Annotated in this window: 14 protein-coding genes; 6 read left to right on the top strand and 8 right to left on the bottom strand. The window is 67.6% G+C overall.

Annotated features, from left to right (window positions below):
* Positions 1-211: 211 nt before the first annotated feature.
* The 4 genes from P1P91_RS14495 (at position 212) to P1P91_RS14480 (ending at position 2302) form a co-directional block, all read left to right on the top strand.
* Positions 212-838, top strand: a complete 627-nt coding sequence (locus P1P91_RS14495) for a S16 family serine protease (RefSeq protein ID WP_311883522.1) — start codon at positions 212-214, stop codon at positions 836-838.
* Positions 825-989: a universal stress protein gene (locus tag P1P91_RS14490; protein WP_311883521.1), complete on the top strand. Its 165-nt coding sequence runs from the start codon at positions 825-827 to the stop codon at positions 987-989. Before P1P91_RS14495 ends, P1P91_RS14490 begins: the two co-directional genes overlap by 14 nt.
* 102 nt (positions 990-1091) lie before the next feature.
* Entirely contained in the window at positions 1092-1916 is an 825-nt protein-coding gene (locus tag P1P91_RS14485) for an FAD-dependent oxidoreductase (RefSeq protein ID WP_311883519.1), read from the top strand.
* A gap of 17 nt (positions 1917-1933) precedes the next feature.
* Complete coding sequence (locus P1P91_RS14480; protein ID WP_311883518.1) at positions 1934-2302, top strand: NAD(P)/FAD-dependent oxidoreductase; 369 nt, start codon at positions 1934-1936, stop codon at positions 2300-2302.
* A gap of 32 nt (positions 2303-2334) precedes the next feature.
* Here the strand turns inward: P1P91_RS14480 and P1P91_RS14475 are convergent, their stop codons facing one another.
* From P1P91_RS14475 to P1P91_RS14465, 3 genes are all read right to left on the bottom strand, one after another.
* Entirely contained in the window at positions 2335-3657 is a 1323-nt protein-coding gene (locus P1P91_RS14475) for an MFS transporter (RefSeq protein ID WP_311883517.1), read from the bottom strand.
* A 29-nt stretch (positions 3658-3686) separates the two neighbouring features.
* Positions 3687-4913, bottom strand: coding sequence for a TauD/TfdA family dioxygenase (locus P1P91_RS14470; RefSeq protein ID WP_311883515.1), 1227 nt, complete (start codon positions 4911-4913; stop codon positions 3687-3689).
* 121 nt (positions 4914-5034) lie between these two features.
* Positions 5035-5988, bottom strand: a complete 954-nt coding sequence (locus tag P1P91_RS14465) for a GlxA family transcriptional regulator (protein ID WP_311883512.1) — start codon at positions 5986-5988, stop codon at positions 5035-5037.
* A 132-nt stretch (positions 5989-6120) separates the two neighbouring features.
* Between P1P91_RS14465 and P1P91_RS14460 the strand changes: the two genes are divergently transcribed.
* A complete protein-coding gene (locus tag P1P91_RS14460) occupies positions 6121-7080 on the top strand; it encodes a GlxA family transcriptional regulator (RefSeq protein ID WP_311883510.1) in 960 nt (319 codons plus the stop codon).
* A 31-nt stretch (positions 7081-7111) separates the two neighbouring features.
* On the opposite strand, the gene P1P91_RS14455 is transcribed toward P1P91_RS14460, so the two are convergent.
* The 5 genes from P1P91_RS14455 to P1P91_RS14435 form a co-directional block, all read right to left on the bottom strand.
* The gene (locus P1P91_RS14455; RefSeq protein ID WP_311883508.1) at positions 7112-8533 is read right to left on the bottom strand and encodes a BCCT family transporter; all 1422 of its coding nucleotides are present in this window, start codon (positions 8531-8533) and stop codon (positions 7112-7114) included.
* A gap of 30 nt (positions 8534-8563) precedes the next feature.
* The gene (locus P1P91_RS14450) at positions 8564-8767 is read right to left on the bottom strand and encodes a hypothetical protein (RefSeq protein WP_311883507.1); all 204 of its coding nucleotides are present in this window, start codon (positions 8765-8767) and stop codon (positions 8564-8566) included.
* A 118-nt stretch (positions 8768-8885) separates the two neighbouring features.
* Positions 8886-9344 (bottom strand): thioesterase family protein, encoded by a 459-nt coding sequence (locus tag P1P91_RS14445; protein WP_311883505.1) that lies wholly within the window; start codon positions 9342-9344, stop codon positions 8886-8888.
* Complete coding sequence (locus P1P91_RS14440; RefSeq protein ID WP_311883503.1) at positions 9344-10300, bottom strand: L-carnitine dehydrogenase; 957 nt, start codon at positions 10298-10300, stop codon at positions 9344-9346. The genes P1P91_RS14445 and P1P91_RS14440 overlap by 1 nt, the downstream gene beginning before the upstream one ends.
* A complete protein-coding gene (locus tag P1P91_RS14435) occupies positions 10297-11205 on the bottom strand; it encodes a BKACE family enzyme (RefSeq protein ID WP_311883501.1) in 909 nt (302 codons plus the stop codon). Before P1P91_RS14435 ends, P1P91_RS14440 begins: the two co-directional genes overlap by 4 nt.
* Before the next feature lie 201 nt (positions 11206-11406).
* Here P1P91_RS14435 and P1P91_RS14430 point away from each other — a divergent pair, with 201 nt between their 5' ends.
* Positions 11407-12777: an NAD-dependent succinate-semialdehyde dehydrogenase gene (locus P1P91_RS14430; protein ID WP_311883499.1), complete on the top strand. Its 1371-nt coding sequence runs from the start codon at positions 11407-11409 to the stop codon at positions 12775-12777.
* The last annotated feature ends 1 nt before the right edge of the window (position 12778 follow it).

Below are 12778 nucleotides of genomic sequence, written 5' to 3'. Positions count from 1 at the left end.
TGTGCAAGAAGCCATCGACCAGCAGATCTATCGCGCCGCGCGGGTGCACGAGAGCCTGGAGCGCTCGATTCTGCGCGACATCATGCTCATCGACACCGCCGGGGAGGCGCTGGGCCAGGTCAACGGCCTGTCGGTGATCCAGCTCGGCGGCCATTCCTTCGGGCGTCCCACCCGCATCACCGCCACGGCGCGGCCCGGGCGCGGTGGCCTGGTGGATATCGAGCGCGAGGCCAAGCTGGGCGGCAACATCCACTCCAAGGGGGTGATGATCCTGTCGCGCCTGCTGGCCTCGCGCTACGCCGGTGAATCGGCGCTGTCGCTGTCGGCGAGCCTGGCCTTCGAGCAGTCCTACGGCATGGTCGACGGCGACAGCGCCTCCGTGGCCGAGTTCTGCGCCTTGCTTTCGGTGCTCGCCAGGGCGCCGCTGCGGCAATCCCTGGCGGTGACCGGTTCCGTCAACCAGCACGGGCAGGTGCAGGCGGTGGGCGGCGTCAACGAGAAGATCGAGGGGGTTTTCGACATCTGCCGGGCCCGGGGGCTGAATGGCAGTCACGGCGTCCTGCTGCCCAGGGCCAACGCGGTGCATCTCATGCTGCGCAGCGATGTAGTCGAGGCGGTACGGGCCGGGCAGTTCAGGGTGTATGCGCTTGATAGCGTCGATGAGGCCATCGGTCTGCTGACTGGCCTGGTTGCCGGTGAGCGCCAGACAGACGGCTCCTTCCCCGCTGGCACTGTCAACCGGCGCGTCGCGGATTGCCTGAACGAGTTCGCCGACATTGGCCGCCGGCAGAGCAGCGGCGACAACCGACAGGATGCGAAGCGCGATGACGATACATGACAGTGGTCGCCTGATTTCGCGGGTCGTGGTACTGCTCGACGGCAATCGTCGCGCCCAGCGGATGCTCGACGAGGCCACGCGGCTGGCCAAGCGCGAAGACGCGGAGCTCGTGGGACTGTTTGTCGAGGACACGGAGATGCTCGGAGAATGATACCGCGCTGATCGCTGTTCCTTGAGCCTGGATCGTCTCCAAGCGGCTGGCCATGACGTGGGATAGGTGGGTCAACGCAACACGGTGAAAGAGGGAGAAATCATGACACGACAAGTGAAGCTGGTGATTCTGGGCGCCGGCACAGCGGGGCTGACTGCCCTCAGCGAGGCGCGGCGCTACACGGACGACGTGCTGCTGATCAACGCCGGCCCTTACGGCACGACCTGCGCGCGGGTTGGCTGCATGCCCTCGAAAGCGCTGCTCGAGGTCGCCCATGCCTACGGGCGCCGGGACTGGCTGGGAGAGAGCGGAATACGAGGCACCGACACCCTTGAAGCGGATCTGGTCACGATCATGGCGCACGTGCGCACCCTGCGTGATCGCTTCACTGCCGGTCCGATCGACACCGCCGAATCCCTCGGCGAGCGCAGCATTCACGGACAGCCGCGCTTTCTCGACCCCACCACCCTCGAAGTCAACGGCGAGCGGATTGAAGCCAAGAGCGTAATCATCGCCACCGGTACTCGGCCCAACCTGCCCGAGGCTTGGCGCTCTCTCGGCGATCGCGTGGTGACCTCCGACGATGTCTTCGAGCTCGAGGCGCCGGGCAGGCGCCTGGGCGTGGTCGGCCTGGGGCCGATCGGCGTGGAGCTGGGCCAGGCGTTTGCCCAGCTCGGCTGCGAGGAGCACGGGTTTACTCGCGGGTCCAGCGTGGCGGGACTGAGCGACCCGCAGGTCAACGCCAGCCTGCTCGAGGTGCTCGAGCGCCAGATGACGGTCACCACTGAGGCGGATGTGTCGCTGCACCAAAGTGATACTGGTGTGATGGTTCAGGGCGGCGGGAAAGCAGTGGAGGTCGACTGGGTGCTCGCCTCCCTGGGGCGGCGGCCCAACGTCGAAGGGCTGGGTCTCGAGAAACTGGGGTAGAACTCGACCAGCGGGGCGTGCCGTTGTTCGACGAATCGACGCTGCGTATCGGCGAGCTGCCGGTTTTTATCGCCGGCGACGTGGACGGGCTGCGCCCGCTGCTGCACGAGGCGGCGGACGCGGGAAGAATTGCCGCCTATCACGCCCTGCATCCGGATGCCCAATGTCTTGCTCGACGCACGCCCCAGGGGATCGTCTTCACTGAGCCGGGCGCGGGCCATGCGGGTCTGACGTCGCGGCAGCTGCCCGACACCGGCATCGTCACCGGCAGCGTCGATTTCAGCAAACAGGCGCGAGCGCTGATGGCTGGGCGCAATGCGGGCTGCCTCAAGCTCTACGCCGACGAGAGTGACGGGCGCCTGCTCGGCGCAGCGCTGGTCGCCTGATGCTTGATTCGATTTGCCGAATTAACAGGCCGTCAGTCCTGCGGCTCCGCCTCGGCCGCGGCATCCGGCGCCGGGTCGAAATCAAGCTCGAGCTGCACCGGCTCGCTCGCCGCCTCTTCGACCCAGGTGGCGCCGAGCGTCGCGGTCCCGGCGGGCACCGCCACGTAGTGGCCTTGATCGTCGGCGCTAGACGCCGGATGACGTATCAGGCAGTAGACGCCGAAGACGACGATGGCGGCGTGGATCAGCGCCAGATCCCAGAGAAAGCCGTCGGGGCCAAGCCACTCCATGAGTAGGCCGGTGCTCAGCGGGCCGAGAATGGCGCCGATGCCCAGCGCCAGCACCAGGCTGCTGCTGGCGGCCACCGTCTGCGACGGGCTGAGGACATCGTTGGCGCAGGCGAGAAAGAGGGAATAGAGGGTCAGGGTGGTGCCGCCGAGCAGCACGCCGAGCAGGGTCAGCTGAGCGGCACCGCCGGCGTACAGGCCCAGCAGGGCGAGCGCCGTGGCGAGGCCGGCGACGACCATGATCACCGCCTGGCGGTCGGTCTTGTCGGAGAGCTTGCCCAGCGGCCACTGCAGCAGGGCGCCGCCGAGAATGAAGGCGCCCATGAAGACGGCTACCTGCTTGACGCCAAGGCCGCTGGCGTTGGCGAAAACCGCCCCCATGCCGAACACGCTGCCGTTGGCAATGCCGGTCAGCAGACAGCCCAGGGTGCCCAGCGGCGACAGTCGATAGAGCCGCCTGAGGCTCATGGATTCCGGCTGGCCGGTGTCCGGCTGGGGCGTGTAGCTGAGCAAAATCGGCACCAGCGCAACGGAGACCAAAACCGAGACCACCAGAAAGAGGGTGACTTCGTTGGGGTCCGCCAGGCTCAGCATCAGCTGGCCGCCGCCCATCCCCAGGTAGGTGATCACCATGTAGAAGGCCAGCAGCCGGCCGCGCAGGTGGTTGCCGGCATGGCCGTTCAGCCAGCTTTCGCTGACCACGTAGAGGCCCGCGTAGGTAAAGCCGGTGAGGGCGCGCATGGCGGCCCACACCCAGGGGTCGATGAACAGCGCGTGCACCAGAATGGCCACCGAGGTGACCGAGGCCAGAGCGGCGAAGACCCGCACGTGGCCGACGTCGCGCAGCTTGCGCGGCGTCAGGGTCGAGCCGGCCAGAAAGCCGACGAAATAGGCCGACATCACCACGCCGGTCACGCTATTGCCGAAGGCCTCTTCGGCGGCGCGCACGCCCAGCAGGCTGCCCTGGAGGCCGTTGCCCAGCATCAAAAGGCCCACCCCGAGCAGCAGCGCCCAGAGGCTCCAGGCCGCGGAAACGGCGGTGGCGGGTGTCGGGGCGGTGGCGGTCATGGTGGTAGCCTCCGGGCGCCTTGGGGCTCTTAGGCGGCGTCGTCCACGCGACGCTGGCGGCGGGCGCGCTGAATCATGCGATAGCGCGAGCGTACCTCGTCGCGCTCCATGTAGCAGCCCTGCAGCCAGCGGTGGCCGGTGCTGTTCTCGAAGGCGTCCCGGGCGTGCAGCAGGCGACGGTTGTCGAAGATGACCACGTCACCGGGATGGTAGGTGAAGCGGATGGAGAACGCCGGGTCGCGCAGCAGCTGCTGCAGCACCATCAGCGCCTCGTAGGCCGGCTCGACATCCTCGAAGGCGGTCTGCAGCGGGCCGCGCAGAAAGTCGGCGATGCGCACTTCGAGCAGCTCGCCGCGGGCGTCGAGGCGGATCATCGGCTCGTACCAGACGTAGTCGGTGGTGCGCGCGGTGTTGGCGTAGCACCAGCGCACCCGGGTCAGCGTTTCCCAGGCCTTGGGGTGGCGCTCGCGCAGGGCTTCGGCGATGGCAAAGCCGTCCATCATTACCGCCTGGCCGCCTTCCACGGTGTTTTCCAGGCAGTAGAGCATCTGCAGGCCCGGATGATACTCGCGGGTGGGCAGGTCGACGTGGGGCGGCAGGGCGATCGAAGTGTAGGCGTTGGAGTCCGGGTCGGGCTTGGCCTTGACGTCGAACAGCTGGCCGAAGTTGGTCGGCCGTACCGGGCCGATGCGCCGGGCCAGCGACTCGATGGAGTCGGGCTCGGTGGGCAGATTGCGCAGCCGCACCAGGCCCTTGCCGAGCACGCTTTCCAGCGCCGGGGCGAGAACGGTCTCTTCGGCTTCGCTGCCCGGCTCGGTTTCCAGCAGGCCGCTGGCATCCAGAGTGTCGGGGCCGGCATCGCTGCCGCCAAGCCAGGTAGTGACCGGCACCAGCGGGGCTTCCGGGTCGCTTGTGTTGTCGTAGTCGTTGGCGCGCAGCCAGCCGGGATGGAAGCGCAGGCGGCGATCCTCGGGGGCGAAGGTCACGCAGAGGGCGCCGGCGTCGTCGATCTCGGCGGCGGTGACTTCCGGCCAGGCCGAGAGGGTGGAGAGATCCAGGATGCGTTCCCGGGTCGCCGGATTGACGGTGCTTTCATCGGCGGCGTTCTCGCGCAGCCAGACGCTGTGATAGCGGCTTGTACGGCCGTCGCTCCAGTTCACCGTGACCAGGCGCGGGGTAAAGGAAACGTCAGCCAGCTCGGCGTCCACCGGCCAGGCGTCGTAATCGGGCGTTAGCGGAAGTTCGCTATGGGTCATGGAAAACTCCTGAGCGTCGTCATGGGAACGGCCACAGGATGGCAGCGCGGCGACGGTGATTCCCCACAGAATTCGACGGCAGCTATGCACAGTTCGACAGCTCCGCTCCTGGCAAGGCGGTTCAGGGCAGCTGCCGCCAGGCGCTGGGCGTCAGCCCGTGGCGGCGGCGGAAAGCACGGGTAAAGCTCGACGCCGAGGCAAAGCCGCAGGCCAGGGCGATATCCATGACGCTGTGGCGGGTATCGCGCAGCAGCCGCTGGGCGTGGCTCAGGCGCCTGTCGAGGTAGACGCGCTGGGGCGAGCTGCCCAAATGGCGGACGAACAGCCGCTCCAGACTGCGCCAGGAGAGGTTGAGCCTGGCGGCCAGCTCGCCGATGGCAAGCGGCGCCTCCAGGTTGGCTTCCATCAGGTCGAGGGCCTTTTGCAGGTTGGGGTCGTCGGGCCGGCCGCGGTCGCGCTGGCGGCTGGCCGGGCGCCGCCCGGGATCGTGGATCAGCTGTTCGCGAACGCGCTTGACCAGCCGGTCGCCGTGGCGGCGGCGGATCAGATCGAGGCTCATATCGATGGCGGCGCTGCCCCCGGCGCAGGAGAAGCTGTCGGGAGTGACTTCAAAGATCGATTCGACGGCGTCGACGCGCGGGAAGCGGGCGCGAAACTCGGGCAGCGACTCCCAGTGCAGGGTCACCGTCTGGTCGTCGAGCAGCCCGGCCGCGGCCAGCGCGAAGCAGCCGGTGTCGACGCCGCCGACCACGCAGTTCGCGGCGGCGCGTGCGCGCAGCCAGTCGAGCAGGGCATCATCGATACCGGCCTCCGGGGCAAAGCTTGCGCATACGGCCAGGCTGGGCACGTTCGGCGCCGCGGCCATGGCGTAGTCAGCGTCCAGGGTCATGCCGTTGGAGGCGGTGACCGGGCCACCGTCCTGGCTGATGGTGGCCCAGTCAAACAGGGTCTCGCCGCTGATGCGGTTGGCAATGCGCAAGGGCTCCACGGCCGAGAAGAAGGCGACCATGGCAAAGCGCGGCAGCAGCAAAAAACCGATGCGCTCCGGGGTGGTGTCGGGGGCGTGGAGTCTCATGAGTGCGGGATCGGCATGGTGGCGTGGTGGTGCCGATTGTAGAGACTGCGCGGGCCGTTGCAACGATGCCCTTGTTCGGCCGGGGATGGGCGGTCACCATGAGCGACCTTGCTTGCTTTTGCGGTTTGTGCCATGCGCCTTGACTACTTCGGCCCCACCCCCGAGCCGGTGGGCTTTCTGCTTTTGCCGCGTTTTTCGATGATGGCCTTTTTCTCGGCCGTGGAGCCCTTGCGCATTGCCAACCGCATCAGCGGGCGTCCGCTTTTTGACTGGATGCTGATCAGCGAAGACGGAAGCCCGGTGACCGCCTCCAACGGCATGACGCTGCTCGCCGATCAGTCCATTGACCAGGCGTATTCGCTGTCGTCGCTGGCGGTATGCAGCGGCTTTGACCCCGAGCGCTACCTGAGCCGGGCGCTGATGCGCTGGTTTCACCGCATTGAGGCCGCCGGCGGCGCGCTGGGCGGGCTGGATACCGGCTGTTTTCTGCTGGCGGCGGCGGGGCTGCTGGAAGGCGAGCGGGTGACGCTGCACTGGGAAAGCCTGCCGGCCTTTCGCGAACGCTTTCCGGCCATCGCCACTTCCGACGAGCTGTTCGAGCTTGGCGAGCGGCGCTTTTCCTGCGCCGGCGGCACCGCGGCCATGGACATGGCGCTGCACGCCATCGCCCGCCGCCACGGTCAGAGGCTGGCGGTGGACGTGTCCGAACAGCTGGTTCACGCGCGCATTCGCACCCGTCACGACCAGCAGCGCATGACCCTGGCGCGGCGCCTGGGGACCCACAACCGGCGGCTGATCGACGCCGTGAGCCTGATGGAACATCATCTGGAAACGCCGCTGGCGCTCACCGAAATAGCCCGGCGCAGCGGCGTTTCGCTGCGCCAGCTGCAGCGGCTTTTCCAGGATACCTTCGGAGTTTCTCCGCAGCGCCGGTATCTGGCGCTGCGGCTGGCGCGGGCGCGCTACCTGCTGGAGGAAACCGACCTGGACATCCTCGCCGTGGGGCTGGCCTGCGGTTTCGCCTCGAGCTCGAGTCTGTCTCGGGCCTTTCGCGAGCGCTACGGGAAGTCGCCGCGCCAGGTCAGGCAGTGAGCGCCGGGGCGTGCCCGGCGCTTGGGGGCACTCAGGCTTTCGCCGGCCGTGCCCGGCGCGACTCCTGGAACAGCGATACCAGCACGCCGAGGGTCATGGTCAGAATCACCACGCTCAGCGGCAGGGCCGCGGCGAGCAGCGCCGTCTGCAGCGCCTTGAGCCCGCCGGCCAGCAGCAGTACGGCGGCCACCAGGCCGATGACCAGCCCCCAGAACACGCGGAAGCGCTGGGGCGGTTCGTTGTTGCCCAGCGAGAGGATGGTGGTCAGCACCAGGGTGCCGGAGTCCGAAGAAGTCACAAACCAGCTCATGAGCAGAAAGACCATCAGCGCCGAGAGGGTCCAGCCCAGCGCCCCGGTTCCCGCGACGCCGTCGGCGCTGGCAAACAGCGCGGCGGGCAGGTTCCAGGCGTTGACCAGCTCGATGATCCCCGCCGTGCCCGGCCCGCCGGCGGCGGTCAGCTCCTGGTGGAGCGCGGTGCCGCCGAAGGTGATCAGCCATACAAAGATGATCAGGGTGGGCACCAGCAGCACGCCGAGCACGAACTCCCGCAGGGTGCGGCCCTTGGAGATGCGCGCGATGAACAGGCCGACGAAAGGCGCCCAGGCAAGCCACCAGCCCCAGTAGAAGATGGTCCAGGCCTGCTGCCACTGGGAGGGCCCCGGCTCGTCGGCGAACCACAGGCCCATGGGCACGAAGTTGACGGCGTAGTCGGCCATGGTCTCGCCGAAAACGGCGATCAGCCACAGGGTCGGGCCGCCGATCAAAAAGGTGCCCACCACCAGCACTGAGACCCAGATATTGAGCTCGGAGATGACCTTGATGCCGTGCCGCACCCCGGAAACGGCTGAGAGGATGGAAACCGTCGAGATCAGCGCGATAAGGGTAAGCTGGGTATCCAGGCCGGCGCTGACGCCGATCAGGCGCTCAAGCCCCACCGCCATCTGGCTGACGCCGAGGCCCAGCGAGGTGGCAACGCCGAACACGCAGCCCAGCACGCCGAGAATGTCGACGACATGGCCGATGGGGCCGTAGATGCGATCGCCGATGAAGGGATAGAGCGAGGACCTTAGCGCCAGCGGCAGGCCGCGCCGATAGGCAAAGTAGGCCAGCCCCATGCCGACGATGACATAGACGGCCCAGCCGTGCAGGCCCCAGTGGAAAACCGCCACGCGCAGGGCGTCCACGGCGCGCTCGTGGCCAATGGCCGCAGCGCCGGCCATGTCGGCGTGAGGGTTGTTGGGGTAGCCAAGGGCGCCGCTGTCGTCGAGATAGAAAATCGGTTCGGCGACGCCGAAAAACAGAATGCCGATGCCGATACCGGCGGAAAACAGCATCGAAAACCAGGAGAAGTTGCTGAATTCGGGGCGGCTGTCATCGGCGCCGAGGCGCACGCTGCCGTGCCGGCTGAGCACGATATAGAGGCAGACGAGGATCAGCAGCACGATGGTCACCAGGTAGTAGCCGTCGAAGGTGGTTTCGATTCATTCCCGGGCGGTGCCGAAGACGCTGCCGGAAAATGCCGGGTCGATGCCGGTGAACAGCGCGAAGGCGAGCACCAGCAGCGCAGAGGTGATGGTCATGCCCTTGTGCATGTGGCGAAAGAAGCCCCGCTGCGCCAGCACGGCGTCCGGGTAGGTGCGGGGCGTTGTCGACGCGTCAGCGGTGGCAGAATGACGTGATGACATGGTGGCTTCCTTTGCAGGTGGCAAGGATCAGGCGAGTCTATAGGGGCTCCCTGGGCGAGCCGAACGAGGGGCCGACGATCCCGGAGAAGCCCGGTACGCGGAGGTACCGGGCGGGCGTCTAGCGTTGGGGAGGAAGGCCGATGCGCCGGCCGGCGAGCTTGGGCCAGTCGTCGCCCGCGGCGGGCAGCGTGCCGACGGCGTCGGCCACGGCCTCGGGGAAGGGCGCGGGGCGGCCGGCGTCGCTGTCGATGCCCATCAGCATCTGCTCGCTGCTGGCGAGCAGGGTGCCCTCGGCATCGTGCAGGGTGAAGAAGACGTGGAGCCGCTTGGCGTCGTGGTCCAGCAGCGTCATCTCCACCGCCAGCGCCTGGCCTTCGTGGGCCTCGCGGCGGTAGCAAAGGTGGGTTTCCAGGGTGTAGATCGTATAGCCGTGGCGCCGGCAGCCGTCTTCGTCAAGGCCGATGGCGGTCATCAGCGCCTCGACGCCCAGGGAGAATACCCGGGCGTATTCGGCGTCGTTCATGTGGCCGTTGTAGTCGACCCACTCCGGTGCGACTCGGGTTTCCAGAAGCGCCATCAGATGCGCCCCTCGAGGCCTTCGGCCTCGGGCCAGTATTTCTGCACCAGGCCGAGCAGCTCGACCAGGAAGTCGTCGCGGCGGCGGTCGAGCTCGGCTACCGAGCGGCCGGCGGCCTGGTGTTCGCAGCCTTCGACGACCTTGTCGATGAGGTCATCGGTAAGCTCGGGGGCTTCGAGCTTGGTCCAGGGCAGCTTCAGCGCCGGGCCGAACTGCTCGAGCATATGGCGCATGCCCTGATCGCCGCCGGCCAGATGGAAGGTCAAAAAGGTGCCCATCAGCGACCAGCGCAGGCCGCAGCCGTACACCACGGCGGCGTCGATTTCCTCGGTGGTGGCGACGCCGTCGTTGACCAGGTGCAGTGCTTCGCGCCACAGCGCCTCCATCAGGCGATCGGCGATGTGCCCTTCAATCTCGCGGCGCACCACCAGCGGGCGCATGGCCAGCGACTGGTAGAGCGCCTGGGCGCGCTCGGTCTGCGCCGCGGCGGTGGCCTCGCCGCCCACCAGCTCGACCAGCGGCAGCAGGTAGACCGGGTTGAAGGGGTGCGCCACGATCACGCGGCCCGCCTCGTGTTGGCAGTCCTGCTGCAGATCGCTGGGCTTGAAGCCCGAGGTGGACGAGCCGACGATCGCCTCCGGCGCCGCGGCGGCGTCGATGGCGGCGAGGATCTCGCGCTTGAGCTCGAGGCGTTCGGGCACGTTTTCCTGAATCAGATCGGCGCCTTCGACGGCTGCTTCCAGGCTGTCGGCAAAGGTGAGCCGCTCGGGGTCGGCGCCCTCGGCGAGCCCGGCGCGGGTCAGCGAGTGCCAGGCGCTGGCGACGAACTCTCGGGTGCGTGCCTCGGCGCCGGCAGCCGGATCGAAGGCAACCACGTCCCAGCCCTGGGCCAGCGCCCGGGCGATCCAGCCGTTGCCGATGACGCCGGTGCCGATAACGGTCAGCTGCTGGCTCATGCCTCACCCCCAACGATCTTGCCGGTGCTGGGATCGCGCAGCTTGAGCCGTTCGCGAGTTTCGGCCGGGGTCATGACGCGCCCGCCGAGGTTTTCGATGATGCCGCCGGCCTTTTCGACCAGCTGGCCGTTGGTTGCCATCACGCCTTTTTTGAGCATGAGGTTGTCTTCCAGGCCGACCCGGGCGTGACCGCCGAGCAGCATGGCCTGGGCGACCATGGGCATCTGGTGGCGGCCGATGCCGAAGGCGGCCCAGTCGGCATTGTCCGGCAGCTTGTTGCGCATGGCGAGCATGGTTTCGGTGTCGGCTTCGGCGCCCCAGGGAATGCCCAGGCACAGCTGATAGAGCGGGTCACCGTCGATCAGGCCTTCCTGCTGCAGCTGGCGGGCAAACCAGACGTGGCCCAGGTCGAAGCACTCAAGCTCCGGCTTGACGCCGGCCTGCTGCACCAGGCGCGCATGCTCGCGCAGCCACTCGGCGGTATTGATGTAGACCATGTCGCTGAAGTTGAGGCTGCCGCAGTCCAGCGTGCAGAGCTCGGGAAGCAGCTCGCCCACCGGCTCGTGGCGCTCGGCCGGCGTCTGGATGTCGGTGCCGGGCCCGCCGCGGGTGGGGTCTTCCGAGTCCGGGGTCCAGTCGCCGCCGCCGCCGGCGGTGATGTTCATGACGATATCGGTGTCCGCCTCGCGAACCCGCTCCATGACTTCGCGGAAGTGGTCGGTGGAGTGGCTGATGCCGCCGGTTTCCGGGTCGCGCACGTGGATGTGCGCCACGCTGGCGCCGGCGCGAGCGGCTTCGATGCAGCTGTCGGCGATCTGCCGGGGCGTTACCGGCACGTTGGGGTTCTTGCCGGTGGTGTCGCCGGCGCCGGTAACGGCGCAGGTCAGGATGACGTTGCGGTTCATGGGACCTCCTTGAACGGATCGTCTTGAAAACGTGCGGAGAGTGTCCCTGATATACGCCGCCCTTAGTATGCATAAAGCGACATAAATTTGGCATAAAGCGTCAAAGCGGCGCCGCGGCGGGAGACAACGGCTATCGACGCCGCGCCGGCGCGCTATGATAGTGTCAGCTTTGTATCCGCACCACTGCCACAAGGAGACTTCATGGCTGACTACGCCGTCACCAATCCGGCGACCGACGACAGGGTCGCCGACTACCCCACGGCCACCGCGGCCGATATCGAGCAGGCGCTGGCCGGCGCCGCGAAGTCGTTTCACGCCTGGTCGCGCGACGTCGACGTCGCCGAGCGCGCGACGCGCCTCGCGCGGGTGGCAGAGCTTCACGCCGAACGCCGGGAGGAACTGGCCGGCATTATCGTGCGCGAGATGGGCAAACCCGTTGATCAGGCCCGCGAAGAAATCGACTTCTGCGTGGATATCTTTCGCTACTATGCCGACAACGCCGCCGCTTTCCTGGCGGACGAGCCGATCGACTCCCCCGCCGGCGGCTCCGCCTTTATCCGCCGTCAGCCCCTCGGCGTGCTGGTCGGCATCATGCCGTGGAACTTCCCTTTCTATCAGGTGGCACGCTTTGTCGCTCCCAACCTGGCGCTGGGCAATACGATCCTGCTCAAGCACGCGCCCCAGTGCCCCGAGTCGGCGCTGGCGCTGGAGCGCTTGTTTGTCGACGCCGGCCTGCCCGAGGGCGCCTACGTCAACCTGTTCGCCACCAACGACCAGGTGGCCGAGGTGATTGCCGACCCCCGGGTTCAGGGTGTGTCGCTCACCGGCTCCGAGCGCGCCGGCGCCGCCGTGGCCGAGCAGGCCGGGCGCCATTTGAAAAAGGTCGTGCTCGAGCTCGGCGGCTCGGACGTCTTTCTCATTCTCGACACCGACGATATCGCGAGCGCCGTGGAGATGGCGGTGGCCGGGCGGCTGGGCAACAACGGCCAGGCCTGCAACGGCTCCAAGCGCATGGTGGTCATGGACCATCTCTATGATGAGTTCGTCGAGCGCTTTGCCGCCGCCATGGCGGCGCACAGGCCCACTGACCCCACCGTCGACGGCGCCACTCTGGGGCCGCTGTCCTCGGCAAGCGCTACTCGCAATCTCCAGCACCAGGTGCAGAAGGCGCTGGATCAGGGCGCGGTGCTCCGCGCCGGCGGGGCCGACCCCGAGGGCAACTTTTTCGCGCCCACGGTGCTCACCGACGTGACCCCGGAGATGGACGCCTACCGCGAAGAGCTGTTCGGCCCCGTCGCCGTGGTCTATCGGGTGGCAAGCGAAGACGAAGCGGTGGCGCTTGCCAACGACTCGCCTTACGGCCTCGGCGCCATTGTGGTTTCCCGGGACGAGCAACAGGCGCTGCGCGTCGCTGATCGCCTCGAGGTGGGCATGGTCTTCATCAACGAAGTTGGTGGGGAAGCCGCCGAGCTGCCCTTCGGCGGCGTCAAGCGCAGCGGCTTTGGCCGCGAGCTCGGCCGGCTGGGTATCGATGAGTTCGTCAACAAGAAGCTCATCCGCGTGAAGGCCTGAG

Origin of the sequence: Halomonas piscis (genome assembly GCF_031886125.1) — a bacterium.
GTDB lineage: Bacteria > Pseudomonadota > Gammaproteobacteria > Pseudomonadales > Halomonadaceae > Vreelandella > Vreelandella piscis.
Note: the sequence above shows the minus strand (reverse complement) of the source record. Positions and strands in the feature narration are given on the sequence as shown.